Annotated in this window: 16 protein-coding genes and 1 pseudogene; 16 read left to right on the forward strand and 1 reads right to left on the reverse strand. The window is 45.8% G+C overall.

Annotation, left to right across the window (positions count from 1 at the left end; all coding sequences use genetic code 11):
- Positions 1–151, reverse strand: a pseudogene (locus BMZ06_RS20390) (IS4-like element ISHaha1 family transposase); the annotation flags it as partial.
- Between the two features lie 369 nt (positions 152–520).
- Here BMZ06_RS20390 and thrC point away from each other — a divergent pair.
- The 16 genes from thrC (at position 521) to BMZ06_RS08365 (ending at position 19,932) form a co-directional block, all read left to right on the forward strand.
- A complete protein-coding gene (gene thrC, locus BMZ06_RS08295; protein ID WP_089751591.1) occupies positions 521–1,618 on the forward strand; it encodes a threonine synthase in 1,098 nt (365 codons plus the stop codon).
- Positions 1,619–1,681: 63 nt separating this feature from the next.
- Complete coding sequence (locus tag BMZ06_RS08300; protein WP_175477830.1) at positions 1,682–2,284, forward strand: YitT family protein; 603 nt, start codon at positions 1,682–1,684, stop codon at positions 2,282–2,284.
- Between the two features lie 159 nt (positions 2,285–2,443).
- Entirely contained in the window at positions 2,444–3,136 is a 693-nt protein-coding gene (gene pcrB, locus BMZ06_RS08305; protein ID WP_089751593.1) for a heptaprenylglyceryl phosphate synthase, read from the forward strand.
- 16 nt (positions 3,137–3,152) lie between these two features.
- Positions 3,153–5,387, forward strand: coding sequence for a DNA helicase PcrA (gene pcrA, locus BMZ06_RS08310; protein ID WP_089751594.1), 2,235 nt, complete (start codon positions 3,153–3,155; stop codon positions 5,385–5,387).
- Positions 5,388–5,401: 14 nt separating this feature from the next.
- Entirely contained in the window at positions 5,402–7,411 is a 2,010-nt protein-coding gene (ligA, locus tag BMZ06_RS08315; RefSeq protein WP_089751595.1) for an NAD-dependent DNA ligase LigA, read from the forward strand.
- Between the two features lie 117 nt (positions 7,412–7,528).
- Positions 7,529–8,674, forward strand: a complete 1,146-nt coding sequence (locus BMZ06_RS08320) for a CamS family sex pheromone protein (protein WP_089751596.1) — start codon at positions 7,529–7,531, stop codon at positions 8,672–8,674.
- Positions 8,675–8,961: 287 nt separating this feature from the next.
- Complete coding sequence (pruA, locus tag BMZ06_RS08325; protein ID WP_089751597.1) at positions 8,962–10,512, forward strand: L-glutamate gamma-semialdehyde dehydrogenase; 1,551 nt, start codon at positions 8,962–8,964, stop codon at positions 10,510–10,512.
- A 362-nt stretch (positions 10,513–10,874) separates the two neighbouring features.
- Positions 10,875–11,003, forward strand: a complete 129-nt coding sequence (locus tag BMZ06_RS21120) for a hypothetical protein (RefSeq protein WP_014641887.1) — start codon at positions 10,875–10,877, stop codon at positions 11,001–11,003.
- Positions 11,004–11,009: 6 nt separating this feature from the next.
- Positions 11,010–12,521 carry a sodium/proline symporter PutP gene (putP, locus tag BMZ06_RS08330; RefSeq protein ID WP_089751598.1) on the forward strand — a complete coding sequence of 504 codons (1,512 nt, stop codon included), beginning with the start codon at positions 11,010–11,012 and terminating at the stop codon, positions 12,519–12,521.
- Positions 12,522–13,062: 541 nt separating this feature from the next.
- The gene (gatC, locus tag BMZ06_RS08335; RefSeq protein WP_089751599.1) at positions 13,063–13,353 is read left to right on the forward strand and encodes an Asp-tRNA(Asn)/Glu-tRNA(Gln) amidotransferase subunit GatC; all 291 of its coding nucleotides are present in this window, start codon (positions 13,063–13,065) and stop codon (positions 13,351–13,353) included.
- Positions 13,354–13,364: 11 nt separating this feature from the next.
- The gene (gene gatA / locus BMZ06_RS08340) at positions 13,365–14,837 is read left to right on the forward strand and encodes an Asp-tRNA(Asn)/Glu-tRNA(Gln) amidotransferase subunit GatA (protein ID WP_089751600.1); all 1,473 of its coding nucleotides are present in this window, start codon (positions 13,365–13,367) and stop codon (positions 14,835–14,837) included.
- Positions 14,834–16,264, forward strand: coding sequence for an Asp-tRNA(Asn)/Glu-tRNA(Gln) amidotransferase subunit GatB (gene gatB / locus BMZ06_RS08345; protein WP_089751601.1), 1,431 nt, complete (start codon positions 14,834–14,836; stop codon positions 16,262–16,264). The genes gatA and gatB overlap by 4 nt, the downstream gene beginning before the upstream one ends.
- 155 nt (positions 16,265–16,419) lie before the next feature.
- Positions 16,420–17,334: a diacylglycerol kinase gene (locus tag BMZ06_RS08350; RefSeq protein WP_089751602.1), complete on the forward strand. Its 915-nt coding sequence runs from the start codon at positions 16,420–16,422 to the stop codon at positions 17,332–17,334.
- A 110-nt stretch (positions 17,335–17,444) separates the two neighbouring features.
- Positions 17,445–18,824, forward strand: coding sequence for a 23S rRNA (uracil(1939)-C(5))-methyltransferase RlmD (rlmD, locus tag BMZ06_RS08355; RefSeq protein ID WP_089751603.1), 1,380 nt, complete (start codon positions 17,445–17,447; stop codon positions 18,822–18,824).
- A gap of 263 nt (positions 18,825–19,087) precedes the next feature.
- Entirely contained in the window at positions 19,088–19,492 is a 405-nt protein-coding gene (locus tag BMZ06_RS08360; RefSeq protein ID WP_089751604.1) for a GFA family protein, read from the forward strand.
- A gap of 239 nt (positions 19,493–19,731) precedes the next feature.
- Positions 19,732–19,932: a hypothetical protein gene (locus BMZ06_RS08365; protein WP_089751605.1), complete on the forward strand. Its 201-nt coding sequence runs from the start codon at positions 19,732–19,734 to the stop codon at positions 19,930–19,932.
- Positions 19,933–20,089: the final 157 nt, after the last annotated feature.

Raw genomic sequence — 20,089 nt, forward strand, 5'->3', positions numbered from 1 at the left:
AGAGGGTGCATAAACTTAAGAATGCTTCTGGTTTAAGTTTACTGGACCGTTTCAAAAATCCCGTTTCTTTAGCTGTTTGTCGTAGAGAATGATCCCCTAAAGTTTCTGTAATAGCTTGAGCCATAGACCGAAGGTGTTTATTAAGATCCATAAAATTATCCTCCTTTAGAAATTTCATCTAAAAGAGTAACGTTTATAAGGGAGTTACGAAATTGTAGAGCTTAGCTTGTACGGGTATGGGGAAATGGCGAGACTCCCATGGGAGAAGGGACTAGGTGAGATCCCGCAGGGAGTGAAACGAGCGAGGAAGCTCACCGTTCCCCCATAGGAAAGCGAGTTATTTCCCCGCCAGCCCTAGACCCCGTTAACATAACGGACCCAATTTATCTCAAAACTGAGTCTTACACAAACGGGAGCTTTACTGGAGTTCGACTAAGAACGCCATGTTGTGTGGCAACGTCGAATGGTCCTGCGTCATGCAGGGCCGAAACTTTTATATATAAGATAGGGAGTGTGTGTGGTGAAGGGTGTGTTTGTAGATCAGTGGAACAACGAGTATATTCCGAATCGAGTGGACTGGAGGCCGGAAGAAGGGTTGTTCCGGGTGAAGCCGTATTCGGTGAATTTTCCAATGAGTCAGATTAAAGAGAGACAGGCAACCATGTGGCGTTATCAGGAAGCTTTGCCTTTTGAAACAACGGATAACACTATAACCATGGGAGAAGGGATGACCCCGCTCGTCCCTCTGGATGCTGATCATCCAAACCTTTTAATGAAAATGGACTACCTCATGCCGACAGGTTCTTTTAAAGACCGCGGGGCAGCGGTTTTAATCGCAAAAGCGAAAGAACTGGGCGTATCCTCTGTCATTGCCGACAGCAGCGGTAATGCTGGCACAGCTATCGCAGCGTACAGCGCAAGAGCCGGTATCAACTGCCACATCTATGCACCCGCTTCTACTTCTGAGAAAAAACTCGCTCAGATCGAAGCGCACGGGGCTCATATCCATAAGATCCCCGGGTCACGTGAGGATACGGCTGAGGCCGCAAAACAAGCTGTGGAGAAAGAAAATCTCTATTACGCGAGTCATGTGTACAATCCATTTTTCTATGAGGGTACGAAGACATTTGCTTTTGAAGTCTGGGAGCAGCTGGGGGAACAGGTGCCTGACGCCCTCATTCTTCCGGTGGGGAATGGGACGCTTCTGCTTGGCGCCTATATTGGAGTTCAGAATTTAAAAGAGGCCGGCGTCATCAACAGAATACCAAGAATAATTGGTGTCCAGTCCGAGGCTTGTGCGCCGATTGCCCGTGCTTTTGCAAGCGGTGAGCCCGTGAGTCCGGCAGAAAACAGGGGCACGCTGGCCGAAGGGATTGCCATTGCGGATCCCATGCGTGGGAAAGAGATTTTAGAAGCGGTTAAAGATACGAAGGGCACAATAGTGACAGCCCCTGAGGATGGGATAAAGTCTGCAGGGCAGGAACTTGCCGGTAAAGGTTTCTATGTAGAGCCAACAACCGCCGCGACGTATGCAGCTTATCAACAGCATAAAGCAGAAATTGTTCATCCCGATGAAAAGGCAGTGATGGTGTTGTGCGGATCAGGTTTGAAGAAATAGCTTCTAAGCAGGGCGGGACAGGCATAGGCTAGAAGAAACCTGTCCAAAAAGGGGATTTTTCTGATGAAATCCTTATTGAAAAAAGGCCTGATGATCCTGTTAGGAAGCTTATTTATTTCGCTTGGTGTAAACTTTTTCCTTATGCCGGATCATGTGCTTGATGGGGGAATGATCGGACTTGGGCTGATTGCCAATTACGTGTGGGGGTTGAAAGTCGGTTTCACCATCATTTTATGCAGTATCCCGATTTTTACCATTGCCTGGTTCAGGTACCGAGCCTATTTTTATAACAGTCTCCATGGACTGCTTATCTCCTCCTTTCTCATCGATCTTCTTCATGGACTCAGAGCCTATCATCTGCCGCTTGATCCGGCGCTCAGCTCCATCGTGGGCGGAGCGTTTGTAGGCGGTGGGATCGGACTGATGCTCCGGCATAAGACAAGCACCGGAGGAACTGACCTCCTGGCCCAAATGATTGCGGATTTATCGAGAATGAACGTTGGTTTTGTTATTTTCTTTATAGACCTTATGATCATTGGGATAAGCGGCTATGTTTTCTCTATGGAAACGCTGCTGCTATCCACCATCACGATATTAAGCGTGGGTCTGGTGACGATGCTCTGTACGTCGTCCCGGCTGTTCCCGAGTCGTTCAATTTTAGATTGAACGGCTTTTTTGTTTGGACTAATCTTAGAATACGGAGGTCTGTCCTTTTAAGCCGACAGACATAAAACATTCGCTAATTTATCTCCCTTATCCATTCAACCCAGTAAGCAAAGTTTGCTATAATAAGTGAATGGACAAAAGTTTTTTTGGAGGACGGAAATGAACAAACTGAGCGAGTGGAAGCATGTCTTCAAGCTGGATCCGCAAAAGACTTTGTCGGATCATGACCTGCAATTGATCTTGGAATCAGGTACGGATGCTGTGATTATCGGAGGAACTGACGGTGTAACCTTTGAAAATGTGAGTGATTTGTTTGACCGTGTCCAGCCCTATGATGTGCCTTGTCTGTTGGAAGTTTCAGATATAGAAGTGATTGCTCCTGAGTTTGATGGGTACCTCATTCCGATGGTGCTGAACAGCCGTGAGAAAAAATGGATGCTCGATATTCATCATCAAGCGGTGAAGGAGTATGGCGACATAATGGACTGGGACCAGATGGTGGTCGAAGGCTATTGCGTTTTAAATGAGAAAGCTAAAGTTTTCAAACATGCCAACTGTTATCTCCCTGATGAAGAGGATGTTCTTGCTTATGCAAGGATGGCTGAGCATATGTTTCATTTGCCGGTTTTTTACTTAGAATACAGCGGCACTTACGGAGATCCTGAGCTTGTTAAAAAGATAACGAATGAATTACAACATACAACAGTCGTTTACGGCGGCGGTATCAGGTCCAGCAAGCAGGCAGAGGAAATGAGTGCCTGTGCTGATGTGATTGTCGTCGGCAACGTGCTGTACGAAGACCTTGATGCTGCCTTGAAGACAGTCAGCGTAGCAAAAAAATCCAATTTTTGATTAAGGATGGTGTACGATGGCACAAGCAATGAATGCCTTGATTAAAGGCTTGAACGAAGAACAACGTAATGCAGTGACTCATACAGAAGGACCCTTACTAATTATGGCAGGGGCAGGAAGTGGGAAAACCCGCGTATTGACGCACCGGATTGCCTATTTATTAAGTGAAAAAGATGTAGCTCCCCGAAATATTCTTGCGATTACCTTTACGAATAAAGCTGCCCGTGAAATGAAAGATCGTGTGGAATCTCTCGTCGGAAAAGATGGAGAAAAAATCTGGATGTCCACCTTCCACTCCATGTGTGTGAGGATCTTAAGACGTGACATCGACCGGATCGGTTATGACCGGAACTTTTCGATCCTGGATTCGAGTGACCAGCTGTCTGTAATCAAGCAGGTATTGAAAGAATTTAATCTTGATCCAAAACGCTGGGATCCAAGGGCGATGCTTGGGGCGATCAGTAACTCGAAAAACGAACTGATGACGCCGGAAGACTATGAACAGAAGGCTGGCAGCATGCATGAGGAGCAGATTGCGAAGATTTATAAAGGCTATCAGAAGAAGCTTCGCAAAAATCAGTCGCTCGATTTTGACGATTTGATCATGCAGACCCTGTCTCTATTTGACCGCGTGCCGGAAGTACTGGAATATTACCAGCGCAGGTTCCAGTATATTCACGTTGATGAGTATCAGGATACGAACCATGCCCAGTATCAACTGGTCAAGCAGCTCGCAAGCCGGTATAAGAATCTGTGCGTCGTAGGGGATTCCGATCAGTCCATTTACGCCTGGCGGGGAGCGGACATTCAGAACATCCTCAATTTTGAAAGTGATTATCCGAATGCCCGTACGATTCTGCTTGAACAGAACTACCGCTCCACGGAACTGATTCTGAACGCAGCCAATAATGTGATTGATAATAACAGCGGACGCAAGCCGAAGCGGCTTTGGACGGATAATGACGGCGGAGACAAAATCCATTACCATCAGGCGAATACCGAGCGTGAGGAAGCCTTGTTTGTGACGGATAAAATTGAAGATCTCATCAGACAGGGACGCTTTCAATATAAAGATGCCGCGATTCTATACCGTACGAACGCCCAGTCCCGTACGATTGAGGAGACCTTCGTGAAAGCAGGGGTACCTTACCAGATGATCGGCGGCACGAAGTTCTACGATCGTAAAGAGATTAAGGACATGCTTGCTTATCTTCGTCTCATCGCGAATCCAAATGATGACCTTAGTTTCCAGCGTGTGGTCAATGAACCGAAACGCGGCGTCGGTAAGACGAGTATGGATAAGATGATGGCTTACGCGGCTGACCATGACATTTCTTTATATGAAGCGGCAGCGGAAGTCGATTTCGTCGGCGTCAGTGCAAAAGCAGCCAAGGCGATCATGGCTTTCCGTAAAATGATCCAGAACTGGACCCAGCAGCAGGAATTTCTGTCTGCTACGGATATGGTCCAGGATGTCATTACGAAAACGGGATATGAAGAAATGCTGAGGAATGAAAAAAGTATAGAGGCGCAAAGCCGTCTTGAGAATATTGAAGAGTTCAAATCGGTCACGAAGAACTTTGAAGAAAACAGTGAAGACAAGACACTGATCGCCTTTTTAACAGATCTTGCCCTGATTGCGGATATCGATTCCATGAATGAAGATCCTAGTAGTGATGACACGGTTACGCTGATGACGCTTCACTCTGCTAAGGGACTTGAATTCCCGCTCGTTTTCCTGATTGGGATGGAAGAGAATGTGTTTCCACACAGCCGCGCCCTGACGGAAGAATCGGAAATGGAAGAAGAGCGACGTCTCGCTTATGTAGGTATTACCAGGGCAGAGAAACAGCTGTTCATTACCCATGCAAAAATGCGTACGTTATACGGCCGTACGAATATGAATCCGATCAGCCGTTTTATTAATGAAATTCCGGAAGATCTCGTAGAAGGCAAAGAACAGCCGGAAGAGCTGCCATTCTTCAATAAAAAACGTGAGCCGGCGGGTGCTCAAGCCTCAGCTCCGCAGCCGAAGAAGCGGGCCGCGAAGAAACCACAGCCAAAAGAATCTACAGGCGGCGAGAAAATCACATGGAATCCTGGTGATAAAGCTGCCCATAAAAAATGGGGCGAAGGAACTGTTGTGAATGTACAGGGTGAAGGCGATGCGATGGAGCTTGATATTGCTTTTCCGGCCCCAACCGGTATTAAGCGACTACTTGCCCGGTATGCACCAATTACGAAAGCGTAAGGAAGTGGATGGTTATGAACGCAGATGAAGCAAAGAAAAAGATAGATTCCCTAAGAGAAGAACTAGAACAATACCGCTATGAATATCATACGCTCGATGCTCCAAGCGTTCCTGACTACGAATATGATCAGAAAATGCAGGAACTGATTGAGCTCGAGGAGGAGTTTCCAGATTTTCAAACAGCCGATTCTCCTTCTCAGCGTGTCGGTGGTGCGCCGCTCGATGCATTTGTAAAAGTGCAGCACGACGTGCCGATGCTGAGTCTTGGTAATGCATTTGACGACCAGGAACTGCGCGATTTCGACCGACGGGTACGCGGTGGAACGGATGAAGATGTTAGTTATGTATGTGAATTAAAAATTGACGGTCTGGCCGTTTCCCTCCGTTACGAGGATGGCGTGTTCGTCCGGGGAGCCACCCGGGGCGACGGGACGACCGGTGAAGATATTACGAAAAACCTTCGCACGATTCGGAATATACCACTCAGGCTGAAACAGCCGGAGACGCTTGAAGTCAGGGGCGAAGCGTATATGCCGAAGCAATCCTTCAACGCTTTGAATGAAGCGCGTGAAGAGCGCGGAGATGAGCCTTTTGCCAATCCGAGAAACGCAGCAGCAGGTTCTTTGCGCCAGCTTGATCCCAAAATTGCGGCGAAGCGTAACCTGGATATTTTTCTTTACGGAATTGGCCAATGGCAGGAGGAGTCCTCTGAGGCCCATAGTGAACGTCTCGAGCAAATGGAGAAGCTCGGGCTTAAAACGAATCCGGAATGGAAAAAGTGTAACGATATCGAGGAAGTGATCGACTATGTTCATAGCTGGGTAGAAAAACGCCAGGACCTCGATTATGAAATTGACGGCATCGTCATTAAGGTTGATCGTCTGGATCAGCAGGACACGCTTGGCTTTACAGCTAAAAGCCCGCGCTGGGCAACAGCTTATAAGTTCCCGGCTGAAGAGGCGATTACGACTCTTAAAGATATTGAACTGAGTGTCGGCCGTACTGGAGTGGTGACGCCTACCGCAATTTTAGAACCGGTAAAAGTTGCGGGTACAACTGTTCAGCGCGCATCTCTTCACAATGAGGACTTAATACGGGAGCGGGATATTCGGATCGGCGACACCGTGGTGATTAAAAAAGCCGGCGACATCATACCAGAAGTGGTTCGTGTTGTGGTAGATGAGCGAAGCGGTGAAGAAGAACCGTACCATATGCCGGAAGTATGTCCGGAATGTGAAAGCAAGCTTGTTCGTTTAGAAGAGGAAGTAGCCTTACGCTGCATCAACCCGAACTGTCCGGCTCAGCTCAGGGAGGCTCTCATCCACTTCGTATCCCGCAATGCGATGGATATTGAAGGCCTTGGAGAGAAAGTGATCGCCCAGCTGTTCAGAGAAAAGCTGATTCACAACATCGCAGACTTGTATAAGCTGGAGCGTGAAGAATTACTGAAGCTTGAACGGATGGGGGAGAAATCAGTTCAGAACTTATTAAAATCCATTGAAGCTTCCAAGGAAAATTCAATGGAACGTTTGTTGTTTGGGCTTGGTGTCCGCTATGTTGGCACAAAAGCGGCCAATACACTCTCGCAGGAGTTCGGACATATGGATGATTTAGCAGCGGCCGATGCGGAAGCGCTCGAAGGCATTCCGGAAATCGGCGAGAAAATGGCGGACTCGATTGCAAGATACTTTGATAAACCTCAGGTCATCCAGTTACTGGAAGAATTAAAGCAGCTGGGGATTAATATGGCGTACAAAGGAGCAAGGAAGCAGGAAGCACCTGCGGACTCTCCGTTTGCAGATAAAACGGTCGTCATTACAGGAAAGATGGAAGAATACAAACGTTCGGATATTAAGAGTATGGTGGAAGAACTGGGCGGAAACGTTACCGGAAGTGTCAGTAAGAAGACGGATATCCTGATTGCTGGGGAAGATGCCGGCTCGAAGTACACAAAAGCAGAAGAGCTGGGTGTAGAGATATGGAACGAAGAGCAGTTTAAACAAGCGGTATCTCAGCCGGAGTAAAACAGACAGGCGCCACTCCTCTCATGTAAACGAGTGGAGCTTTGGGGACAGGCAGGAAATCCCGGCACAATTCACGGAAGATCATCGTTTCACGTAATTACATGGGGAGTGGGATACATGAGGAAGTGGCATGCACTGTTGGTTGGTTCATTGCTTTTGGTTAGCGCGTGTACGCCAGTGTTTGATAATAAGGATGAAGTCATTCAGGAAACAAGAGATAAAGACAGCAATCAAGCCTCGATCGTTCCGAATCATAGCATCTCAGAAGAAACGTACCGCATGATTTTATCGGAAGATCGTTCGAAAGTATCAAAAGCCCGGTCGGTCACGGTGAATCAAATGGGGAACCGGATGGACATCTCCGAGTTTGAACAAGGCCTCAGGCGGCACTCTAAGGAATACTATGATCCTGAGGAGTACTTTTTTCAGCCAGGTCAGTTTCTGACTAAAGATACGCTGCTTAGCTGGCTGACGAGATACGGCGACGGAAACAAAGAAGGATTGAATCCGGAGCTTGAAGAAGATGAAGCGACCGTTGAACAATTCCGTGAAAATCCTAAATATATATCGAACATTGTGGAGCAGGATTATCTGGTTAAAAAAGATGGGGATGTCGTGGAGTTAGAAGGGGTAACTATTGGTATTTCCTTGCGGACGGTCTACAACTTCACGGCTGAAGGAAGGAATTATAAAGAAGACCATTCCACAGAAGAGCTTTTAAAAAAGGGAAAAGAGTATGCTGGAACGATTTTAAAGCGACTGAGAGAACGGGACGAGCTGAAAAACGTACCGGTAGTGTTTGCTATTTATGAAGAAGAAGAAGCAAGTTCCAAGGTGCCTGGTCAATTTTTAAGCAAAACTATGGTGAAAGGCTCTTCCTCCTCTATTGGTGACTGGCAAGACATTGATGAAAAACACGTCCTCTTCCCGTCGAAGGAAGCTGAAAATGACTATTTTGAAGATTCGCAGATCTTTTCTGATTTCCGAGATGAAGTATCCGATTACTTCCCGAACTTCGTAGGGATGATTGCCAACGGATTCTATGTGGATAATGAACTTCAGCAAGTGTCTATTGATATTCCCATCCAGTTCCGCTCCGAGTCAGAAGTCGTCGGATTCACTCAGTATGTGTACGGTCTGGTAGTGGAAATGTTCCCGGACCACTATGATGTAGAAGTGAAAATTAACAGTATGGATCAACAGGAAAGCCTTATTGTCCAACAGGCCGGACAAGAGGAACCTTTTGTTCATATCTATGAATAAATATCTTAGCCGCGTGGATGCTAAACATCGACGCGGCTTTTTTTATAGGTAGAGATCTGCAAATTTTGAGCAAATTCGATTTACTATACTTATATGGACGTAAATTTGCTATGTGAAGAGTTGTATTCAGTTTAAGTATTTAAACTAAGCTAAATTGGATCATTTGCGGTTATTTGATTTGTGGAAGAGAAGAAGTTGCGGTAAAATAATCTTTGGAAAAGCCGTGGTAATTTTCAAAAAATTATCCGGCGTCTGTATGTATTTATTCCTTTAGGAGGCGGGTAACCATGGTGGTCCCTTACAAACATGAACCATTTACCGATTTCAGTATTGAAGAAAATCGCAGAGCACTTGAGTCTGCCATTAAGCAGGTGGAAGCAGAGTTAGGAAAGACGTACCCTTTGATTATCGGCGGCGAACGGATTATGACCGATGACAAAATCGAAGTTGTTAATCCAGCAGATAAGAAAGAAGTGATTGGGTACGTAGCAAAAGCGAACCAGGATCTCGCAGAAAAAGCGCACAGAATCGCAGACGAGACCTTTAGCTGGTGGCGCAAAACAAAAGCTTCGTTTCGTGCTGACATCTTATTCCGTGCCGCAGCCATTGTCCGTCGTCGTAAGCATGAGTTTACGGCTCATCTCGTTAAAGAAGGCGGAAAACCCTGGAAAGAAGCAGACGCCGATACAGCGGAAGCTATCGATTTTATGGAGTTCTACGCACGTCAGATGCTCGATATTGATAAAGGCGTAGAAATCAATTCCCGTCCAATTGAAAATAACCGATTCCATTACATTCCGCTTGGTGTAGGCGTGGTTATTTCTCCGTGGAACTTCTTGTTTGCGATCATGTGCGGTACGACCACCGCAGCTATGGTCTCAGGCAACACGGTTTTACTCAAACCAGCGAGCTCCACACCTATTATTGCTTATAAAATGATGGAGGTACTGGAGGAAGCCGGTCTACCTGCTGGAGTCATCAATTATATACCGGGCAGCGGGAAAGAAGTGGGCGATTATCTTGTCGACCACCCTCGGACTCGATTTATCAGTTTTACTGGATCCCGTGAAGTCGGTACCCGAATCTTCGAACGCGCGGCCAAAGTCCATGAAGGTCAAAAGTGGCTGAAGCGCACCATTATCGAAATGGGCGGAAAAGATACGATCATCGTTGATGAAGATTCCGACCTGGAATTGGCCGCTGACTCCATTACCTATTCTGCTTTTGGCTTCTCCGGTCAAAAATGTTCGGCATGCTCCCGCGTAGTGGCCCATGAAGCTGTATACGACGAGCTGCTCGAGCGTGTCGTTCAGAAAACAAAGAATGAAGTAAGTCATGGTAACCCTGCTGATAACCGCTCTTACATGGGACCGGTCATTGATCAGGGAGCGTATGATAAGATTCTTAGTTACATTGAGATCGGCAAAAAAGAAGGAAAGCTGATGGCGGGAGGAAAAGGCGATGACAGCAAAGGCTGGTTTATTGAGCCAACCGTTTTCGCAGATCTCGATCCTGAGAGTACGATTATGCAGGAAGAAATCTTTGGGCCTGTGTTAGGCTTTATGAAAGCTTCTTCTTTTGATGAAGCATTGGAAATTGCCAACAACACAGAGTATGGACTTACTGGTGCTGTAATTACCAATAACCGTCAGCACATTGAGAAGGCCAGAGAGGATTTCCACGTTGGAAACTTATACTTTAACCGCGGATGTACGGCTGCGATTGTCGGCTACCATCCATTTGGAGGCTTTAATATGTCCGGCACCGACTCCAAAGCTGGTGGACCTGACTACCTGTATCATCATATGCAAGGAAAAACCACATCTGAAATGCTGTAAATCATAATGAAACCCATTCTCTGCGATAAAAAAAGCGGAGAATGGGTTTTTTTTAGAAATTGGAGCATACTACATGTAGCTGCAAAAAATAAAAATTAGATAAAAAATGGTAAACGCACCAAAAAAAATTAAAAGAAATTAATGAATGTTTATAGTTAAATCTGCGAATATATGTATATAAATACGACATTAATGCATATAAATTCACAATCGATAATATGTTTCAATTTTTGCAATGTTCTTGTAATTATACTATGATATAGTTGTACTTGTGTTTGACTTTTGAGACTTCTATGACTTATGTATCACAAGTAAAAACTAATGCATAGGAGTGTATATTACGACATACAGGAGGTGAAAATGTGTTTGAACTAGCGACTGCAGCTGCTTCATATTCCATTTCAGGGGCAACCTGGTTCTGGTTGTTTGTCCCTATGCCTATCTTAATTATCTTATCCATTATTACATTATTTACTGAGAGGAGCGACTAAAAAAACATGAGTACAGCAACGTTAATAACGTTTATTATTTATCTAATTGGTATGCTTGGTATCGGATTTGCCGCATATCGTTTAACTAGTGATTTATCTGACTATGTATTAGGCGGCCGCCGTCTCGGTCCAGGAGTAGCCGCACTTAGTGCCGGTGCCTCTGATATGAGTGGCTGGTTGCTATTAGGTCTTCCAGGCGCTATTTACGCATCCGGTTTATCTGAAGCGTGGATTGGTGTAGGTCTCGCTATTGGTGCTTATCTAAACTGGCAGTTTGTTGCCCGCCGCCTGCGTGTCTTTACAGAAGTGGCGAACGATTCCATCACGGTACCGGACTATCTTGAAAACCGTTTCCGTGATAAATCTCACGTATTGCGTGTGATTTCCGCAGCTGTTATCTTATTATTCTTCACCTTCTACACCTCTTCCGGTATGGTTGCCGGCGCGAAGCTGTTCGAAGCTTCCTTTGCATTAAGCTATACACAAGCTCTTTGGCTTGGAGCTATTGTAACGATATCATATACATTCCTTGGAGGATTCCTGGCCGTAAGCTGGACAGACTTTGTTCAGGGTATCCTTATGTTCCTGGCTCTAATTGCCGTGCCAATTGTAGCTGTTTCTGAACTGGGCGGCTGGAACAATGCCGTCGATGCTGTTGGTCAAATCGACCCGGCTCATTTGAACATGGTACAGGGAGTAGGCGCATTAGCTATTATTTCATCTCTAGCCTGGGGTCTTGGTTATTTCGGGCAGCCTCACATTCTTGTACGTTTTATGGCCCTTCGTTCCCCTAAAGATGTTCCGAAAGCCCGCTTTATCGGTGTAGGCTGGATGGTTCTGGGTCTTTACGGTGCGATCTTCACAGGTCTTGTTGGACTTGCGTATGTAAATACAGCAGACATAGGTGCTTTGAGCACATTTAATGCAGAAGTGGTTAATGAAGGCGGCGTGCAAATGCTTGCCGATGCTGAGAAGATCTTCATTACATTTTCACAAATTCTGTTCCACCCGGTCATTGCAGGTATTCTGCTTGCAGCTATTCTGTCTGCAATCATGAGTACCATTGACTCTCAGCTGCTTGTATCTTCTTCTGCTCTTGCAGAGGACTTCTATAAAGCGCTGTTCCGTCCTAACGCAACTGAGCGTGAGCTTGTATGGGTTGGACGTGTTGCGGTTGCCGGTATCGCCTTAATTGCCGTATTGATCGCCGGAAACCCGGACAGTTCTGTACTTGATCTTGTATCTTATGCCTGGGCAGGATTCGGTGCCGCATTCGGTCCGATCATCATCTTGTCCTTGTTCTGGAAAGGCATTACCCGTAACGGTGCGCTTGCCGGTATTATTGTCGGTGCAGTAACTGTTGTTGTATGGGGTGACTTCCTGAGCGGCGGTATCTTTGATCTTTATGAAATCGTACCTGGTTTCATCTTGAACTTAATTGTTGCTATTGCAGTCAGTGCTGCAGGTGAACCGCCGAAAGAAATTATTGAAGAATTTGATGAAGCAGCTCGTCGTTAATATAACGATGAGCCCCCTAAAAGGATCTCCGGTCTCCCGGAGGTCCTTTTTTGTTTCTAACGTATGGCTTATTACAAATAAAATTCCGATTCTGTAGAAGGGGCTAGGCGAAAACACACAGGGAGCGGTAACGACCGAGGAGACTTGTCAGTAAAGGGGAGGTTCGACTAAGATCGCCACGTCCTGTGGCAACGTCGAACGACCCTGCGTCGTGCAGGGCCGGAAAGCGAGCCATTCCCCGGAGCTCCTTTTTCCACACAATATCTCGAAACTTAGTCTTCCACATTCCGCCCTGCAGGGTCAGAACTTTCTTATTAAAGTTAACAATAACGTTAATAACGTTTAATGCTTCCGTTGCAAAAGTTATCGTTAACCTGCCTGGATCTATGGGAAGGTTTAATATTAGGAAGAGCGGTGCACGCTAAGACAGCCGGAGAGCATTTATGTTAAGATAAGAAGGGTAAAAATAGCGCACGTTGATTCATAAGCCGTATATTTGGTATGATCATATATTATGTGAGATCGAAATGGAGGTCGCATTATGTCAAGAATTAGTAAAGACGAAGTGAAGCACGTAGCCAACCTGGCACGCCTTGCTATTACAGAAGACGAAGCCGATACATTCACTAAGCAGCTCGATGATATTATTACGTACGCCGAGCAGCTGAATGAACTCGACACAGAGGGAGTAGCTCCTACCACCCACGTACTGGATCTGAAGAATGTCTTACGTAAAGACGAGCCAAAAGAATGGCTGAACAAAGAAGATGTACTGAATAACGCACCCGAGCACAAAGATGGACAATTCAAAGTGCCATCGGTACTGGAATAGGAGGTTTGATCATGTCTCTATTTGACTATACATTACGTGAGCTTCAAGAGAAGCTACATAATCAGGAAATCCGAGTAACGGATCTTGTAGATGAGTCGTATAAACGAATTGAAGAGGTAGACGGGCAAGTGAAGGCTTTCTTAACGCTAAATGAAGAAGCCGCCCGCGCCCAGGCTGCAGAACTCGATCAGCAGCGAGGCGACAGCACCGCTAAACTGTTCGGTCTGCCGATCGGTGTGAAGGACAACATCGTAACCAAAGGTCTCCGTACAACGGCCGGAAGCCAGATTCTAAGTAATTTTAACGACCCATTGTACGATGCTACGGTCGTAAATAAATTGAATGACGCGAAGTCCATTACCATTGGTAAACTCAACATGGACGAGTTTGCTATGGGTTCTTCTAATGAGAACTCAAGCTATGACGCCGTCCGCAACCCTTGGAATACGGATTATGTTCCAGGCGGTTCAAGTGGTGGTTCAGCAGCCGCCGTTGCAGCTGGTGAAGTTCCTTATTCACTCGGTTCCGATACCGGCGGGTCTATCCGTCAGCCAGCCGCTTACTGCGGAGTTGTCGGTTTGAAACCAACATATGGTCGTGTCTCCCGTTTCGGTTTAGTCGCTTTTGCTTCCTCTTTGGATCAAATTGGTCCAATTACACGCAATGTGGAAGACAATGCGTTCTTGCTTGAAACCATTGCTGGACACGACAACATGGATTCAACTTCAGCGAACGTTGAGGTTCCAAACTACAGTGAAGCTCTTACAGGCGACGTCAAAGGACTGAAAATCGCTGTACCAAAAGAATACCTAAGTGAAGGTGTTTCTTCTGAAGTGAAGGAAGCCGTCCAGGCCGCTCTTCAGAAATATGAAGAACTTGGAGCAACATGGGAAGAAGTATCTCTTCCGCACTCCAAATACGCTCTATCCACGTACTACTTGATCGCATCATCTGAAGCTTCCGCCAACCTGGCCCGTTTTGACGGCGTCCGTTACGGCAAGCGCGCAGAAGATGCAGAGACGATGCTTGATATGTTCAAGCGCTCCCGTGCTGAAGGCTTCGGTGACGAAGTGAAGCGCCGGATTATGCTTGGAACGTTCGCGCTAAGCTCAGGTTACTATGACGCTTATTATAAAAAAGCTCAGCAGGTCCGTACGCTGATCAAGAATGATTTTGAAAAAGTGTTCGCAGATTACGACGTGATTATCGGGCCTACGACACCTACACCAGCCTTTAAAATAGGTGATAAAGTCGATGATCCGATGACGATGTATGCGAACGATATCCTGACCATCCCTGTGAATTTGGCAGGCGTTCCAGGTATTTCGATTCCATGCGGCTTCTCCTCTAATGGTCTTCCGATCGGTCTGCAAATCATCGGAAACCACTTTGATGAAAGCAGCGTGTATCGTACCGCTCATGCCTTCGAACAGGCTACTGAATTCCATAAACAACGCCCGTCCCTTGGAGGTGCGCGCTCATGAATTTTGAAACAATAATTGGACTAGAGGTCCACGTTGAATTAAAAACGGCATCTAAAATTTTCAGCCCGTCCCCGAATATGTTCGGAGATGAGCCGAATACGAACGTAAACCCGATTGACCTTGGGTACCCAGGTGTATTGCCTGTATTGAACGAGGAAGCCGTCAATTATGCGATGAAAGCAGCAATGGCTCTGAATTGTGATATCGCGACAGACACGAAATTCGATCGTAAAAACTATTTCTATCCGGATAACCCGAAAGCTTATCAGATTTCCCAATTTGATCAGCCAATCGGGGAAAACGGCTATATTGATATTGAAGTGGATGGCAAGAAAAAACGCATCGGCATTACGCGCCTTCACATGGAGGAAGATGCCGGTAAGCTGACCCACAGTGATGATGGTTACTCCCTTGTGGACTATAACCGTCAGGGTACACCGCTTGTCGAAATCGTATCCGAGCCGGACATCCGTTCACCGAAGGAAGCCTATGCGTATCTGGAAGCTTTGAAAAATATCATCCAGTACACCGGCGTTTCCGATTGTAAAATGGAAGAAGGTTCGCTTCGTTGTGACGCCAACCTGTCGATCCGTCCGATCGGTCAGGAAGAGTTTGGTGTGAAGACCGAGCTTAAAAACTTGAACTCCTTCTCTTTCGTCCAAAAAGGACTTGAATTTGAAGAAGTTCGCCAGCAGAAGGAACTGCTTTCTGGCGGAGAGATTCTTCAGGAAACACGCCGCTATGATGAGCAGACAAAAGAAACTGTTCTGATGCGTGTCAAAGAAGGTTCTGACGACTACCGTTACTTCCCGGAGCCAGACCTTGTCCCTCTTCATATTGATGAAGCTTGGAAGCAGCGCATTTTCGATCAGATCCCTGAGCTTCCAGCTGCCCGTAAGAAGCGTTATATCGAAGAACTGGATCTTCCGGAATACGATGCGATGGTGCTTACCAATAACAAAGAACTATCCGACTTCTTTGAAGAAACCATTGCTGAGGGAGCCGATATCAAGCAAGCATCCAACTGGCTGATGGGTGAAGTTTCCGCTTATATGAACAAGAACTATAAAGAACTTCACGAACTCGCCCTTACACCAGCTTCCCTTGCGAAGATGATCAAACTGATCGAAGACGGCACGATTTCGTCTAAGATTGCGAAGAAAGTCTTCAGCGAACTGGTTGAAAAAGGCGGCGATCCAGAGAAAATTGTTAAAGATAAAGGACTTGTCCAGATTTCTGATGAAGGTCAGCTGACCGAAATCGTAACGACCATTCTGGATAACAATCCGCAGTCCATTGAGGACTATAAGAACGGTAAAGACAAAGCGCTCGGATTCCTTGTCGGTCAAGTAATGAAAGAAACCAAAGGTCAGGCTAACCCACCGATGGTAAACAAAATTATTTTGGCTGAAATGGAGAAGCGTTAAAGCCTGCCATAGGTTAAACGAAAGCACGCACGGCGATTGGTGCGTGCTTTCGTATGGATGAGGAAAACCCATCATATACTATAAAAAGTGTTTTCAAATTCAGGAAAAAGAGCTATGATGTTCTATGGAACAAGCCTGGATGAGGGGGTCATACCATGAAACGTGCTCGAATAATCTATAACCCGACCTCTGGGAGAGAAGTCATTCGTAAGGTCCTCCCTGATATTCTGCAGCGGTTTGAGCAAACCGGCTACGAAACATCAACACATGCAACCACCTGTGCCGGAGATGCGATCGAAGCTGCAAAATATGCTGTAGATCGGGAGTTTGATGTAGTCGTTGCTGCAGGCGGGGATGGAACGATTAATGAAGTCATTAACGGTATTGCCGAACAGGACCACAAACCGAAGCTCGGCGTCATTCCAGTCGGGACAACCAATGATTTTGCACGTGCATTAAATATACCAAGGAACATTCATAAAGCCGTCGATATCATTTTGGAAGAGCATACTCAGCCGCTGGATATCGGCCGCGTGAACGGCCATTACTTCATGAACATTGCCGGGGGAGGAAAGATCACTGAAATTTCCTATGAAGTCCCTAGCAAGCTGAAAACGATGATCGGACAGCTGGCCTATTATTTAAAAGGAATTGAAATGCTGCCATCGATCCGTCCGACACGCGTTGAAATAGAGTATGACGGGAAATGGTACGAAGGAGAGATCATGTTATTTCTCGTTTCTAATACCAATTCCGTAGGCGGTCTGGAGAAACTGGCTCCATCGGCCCGTATGGATGATGGTTTGTTTGACTTAATGATTATTGAAAAAATGAACATTGCCGAATTCGTCCGTCTCGCCACACTCGCTATTCAAGGCAACCACTTGAACCATCCGAAGTTCATTCACACTACCGCGAGCCGTGTGAAGGTGAAGACGGATGAGAAAATGCAGTTGAACATTGATGGTGAATTCGGCGGCATGATGCCGGGAGAATTTGTGAATCTATACCGTCACCTGGAGTTCTTCTTACCGAAGGATAAATTTCCAGGTGAATTAGAAGAATCTTGAAGCGCTGCTGTCCCTATCCGGGGCAGCGGCGTTTTCTAATGTTTCATGAAACACTAGGATTTGTGATAAACTACGAACACAGAGTCTAAGTAGAAAAGGACGGATGAATGATGGCGAAACCAAAGCCGCCCGTACAGAAAAACCAGACCATACACCTGACGTTTGAAGATTTAACCCATGAAGGCAATGGGGTAGGGAAAGTGGATGGCTATCCGCTCTTCGTACCTTATGGTCTTCCCGGGGAAGAAGCCGAAGTAAAAGTCGTCAAAGTGAAAAAGAACTTCGGCTTTGGAAAGCTCTTGAATGTAAAAGAAGAAAGCGAAGACCGTGTTGAGCCGCCATGTGACGTGTATTACCAATGCGGCGGCTGCCAGCTGCAGCACATGAGCTATAGCATGCAGCTTGAGATGAAACACAATCAGGTGAAAAACGCGATGAAGAAAATCGGCCACCTTGAGCACGTGCCTGTCCACGAAACGATCGGAATGGCAGATCCGTGGCGCTATCGTAATAAAATTCAAATTCCAGTCGGACAAAAAGAAGACGGCCAGCTTATGACCGGCTTTTACCAGAAACGCAGCCACAACATTATCGATATGGACACGTGTATCATTCAGGATGAGCTGAACGACCGCATGGTGGAAACTGTAAGGCGTATTGCCACGGAACTAGGGATCTCAGCTTATGACGAGGACACCCACCGCGGCACGCTGCGTCATATTATGGTCCGCACCGGGCAGACAACAAAAGATATTATGATTGTGCTCGTAACGAAAACAAAGAACCTGCCTGAACAGGACAAGCTGATTGATGAAATCCGCGACGCCTTCCCAAGCGTGAAGTCAATCGTGCATAACGTGAACAACCAGAAGACAAATGTGATTCTCGGCAAAGAAACAAAAGTCATCTGGGGTGACGAATACATCTATGATATGATCGGCGATATTAAATTCATGATCTCACCAAAATCGTTCTATCAGGTCAACCCGACCCAAACGAAGAACCTTTATGACAAAGCGCTCGAATACGCTGACCTTCGTGGCGGCGAAACCGTTATTGACGCCTACTGCGGCATCGGCACGATTTCTCTTTTCCTCGCACAAAAGGCGAAGAAGGTGTACGGAGTCGAAATCGTTCCCGAAGCCGTCACCGACGCGAAGAAAAATGCCCGTCTGAACAAAATGGACAACGCCGAATTTTACGTCGGCCAAGCCGAAGAGCTGATGCCATGGTGGCGCAACCAGGGTCTTCGCCCGGACGTGATTGTCGTCGATCCACCGCGTAAAGGCTGTGATGAAGAACTGCTTAAAGCCATGCTTGATATGGAACCGGAGCGTATTGTCTATGTATCGTGTAATCCTTCGACGCTCGCGCGTGATTTACGTGTACTTGAGGATGGGGGATATGCGACGCAGGAGGTTCAGCCGGTGGATATGTTCCCGCAGACTAGTCACGTGGAGTGCGTCTCTCTGCTGACAAGAAAATATTGAATAGGATCAAGGGTTTGAGCCTATACTCAATCAGATAGTTTCGTGTGTTTTTAGTCGGTGGAAACAGAAATAGTACTTTCTGATAACCTATTCAAAGTGCGTTTTGCGAAAATGGTTGGACGATTTAACTAAAGATAAGTTACTGATGGATAGATTGCGTAGTAAGTTGAATGCTATATTAAATGTTAAAAATGAGCTAATATAAAGTAACAGTGTAGACTCTTTAATGAAGCAATGAACTTATTAAGAAGGGGTAGTTGATTATGAAATATTTAGGATCATGCCTTTGTGGTGAAGTTACTTACGAAGTAGAAGGAGATTTTGAAAATTTTTATCTTTGCCATTGTGGGCGATGTCGCAAAGACACAGGTTCAGCACATGCAGCCAATCTATTTTCTTCTACAGCCAAGCTAAGATGGCTGTCTGGTCAAGAAAAATCTAAAACCTTTAATTTTCGTTCAGAAGGGCACATAAAAAGTTTTTGCACTAATTGTGGATCGGCTTTGCCGAATATACAAATGGATGGGAAATTACTGGTCGTTCCTGCAGGAAGTATTGACGGTGATATAAACATAAAGCCGCAAGGACATATCTATTATGCAAGCAAAGCAAATTGGGATACTGAGCTTGAGAAAGTACCAAAGTTTGAAGAACTCCCAAATGAATGAAAATAAGAATCGTTATTCCTCATAAGCGTTTTGTGTTTTGATAACAATTGATAAGAGATCATCAAGAGAACCTGACACTTTAGTTTCAATGGGGGGATTGGAAATAAGCGTTCACCCCTGCAGACGTTGAAATTTTAAAATTGTATAAGACCATGAACTCACATATGGAGTGTGTGACTTGGCTTGAAAAGAAAGATAAGTAAGGTTCTAATACGACATTCGCGTGTGGAGGTGCTTGAATGGAAGCGAACAAAAAGTGGTTAGCCATACCTGAAAATGAAAGAAAGCAACTCATAGCAAACGTTTTTTGCAGCTCCTGTAAGGATGCAGTCACCATCACAGATTTTATCATCGTGGATCATCCTGTGGGTGTGATGCTGGAGGGGAAATGCAAAAACTGTGGAAGTAAGGCAGTAAGAGTAGTGGAGATAGATGAGTGAAGGAAAAGCAGGGGGAAATCCTCCTGCTTTTTTGGTATTTGAATTTGAAAACTACTCCTTTAGTTGGAAACGCTGTCCTAATGCTTCTAAAATAGAATCATGTTAGAGTAATACTCTAAGAAGAATGAGAGCCCTTGATTATGGGTATAGATAAGGG

The sequence above is a fragment of the Halobacillus alkaliphilus genome (assembly GCF_900113125.1).
Taxonomy (GTDB): Bacteria; Bacillota; Bacilli; order Bacillales; family Halobacillaceae; genus Halobacillus; species Halobacillus alkaliphilus.

Bases quoted from the DNA above. Each gene is read 5' to 3' on its own strand.
- gatC (WP_089751599.1), top strand. From the start codon at position 13,063: ATGTCAAGAATTAGTAAAGACGAAGTGAAGCACGTAGCCAACCTGGCA.
- rlmD (WP_089751603.1), top strand. From the start codon at position 17,445: ATGGCGAAACCAAAGCCGCCCGTACAGAAAAACCAGACCATACACCTG.
- BMZ06_RS08360 (WP_089751604.1), top strand. From the start codon at position 19,088: ATGAAATATTTAGGATCATGCCTTTGTGGTGAAGTTACTTACGAAGTA.
- BMZ06_RS08300 (WP_175477830.1), top strand. From the start codon at position 1,682: ATGAAATCCTTATTGAAAAAAGGCCTGATGATCCTGTTAGGAAGCTTA.
- putP (WP_089751598.1), top strand. From the start codon at position 11,010: ATGAGTACAGCAACGTTAATAACGTTTATTATTTATCTAATTGGTATG.
- BMZ06_RS08320 (WP_089751596.1), top strand. From the start codon at position 7,529: ATGAGGAAGTGGCATGCACTGTTGGTTGGTTCATTGCTTTTGGTTAGC.
- BMZ06_RS08365 (WP_089751605.1), top strand. From the start codon at position 19,732: ATGGAAGCGAACAAAAAGTGGTTAGCCATACCTGAAAATGAAAGAAAG.
- gatB (WP_089751601.1), top strand. From the start codon at position 14,834: ATGAATTTTGAAACAATAATTGGACTAGAGGTCCACGTTGAATTAAAA.
- pcrB (WP_089751593.1), top strand. From the start codon at position 2,444: ATGAACAAACTGAGCGAGTGGAAGCATGTCTTCAAGCTGGATCCGCAA.
- gatA (WP_089751600.1), top strand. From the start codon at position 13,365: ATGTCTCTATTTGACTATACATTACGTGAGCTTCAAGAGAAGCTACAT.
- pcrA (WP_089751594.1), top strand. From the start codon at position 3,153: ATGGCACAAGCAATGAATGCCTTGATTAAAGGCTTGAACGAAGAACAA.
- ligA (WP_089751595.1), top strand. From the start codon at position 5,402: ATGAACGCAGATGAAGCAAAGAAAAAGATAGATTCCCTAAGAGAAGAA.
- BMZ06_RS08350 (WP_089751602.1), top strand. From the start codon at position 16,420: ATGAAACGTGCTCGAATAATCTATAACCCGACCTCTGGGAGAGAAGTC.
- pruA (WP_089751597.1), top strand. From the start codon at position 8,962: ATGGTGGTCCCTTACAAACATGAACCATTTACCGATTTCAGTATTGAA.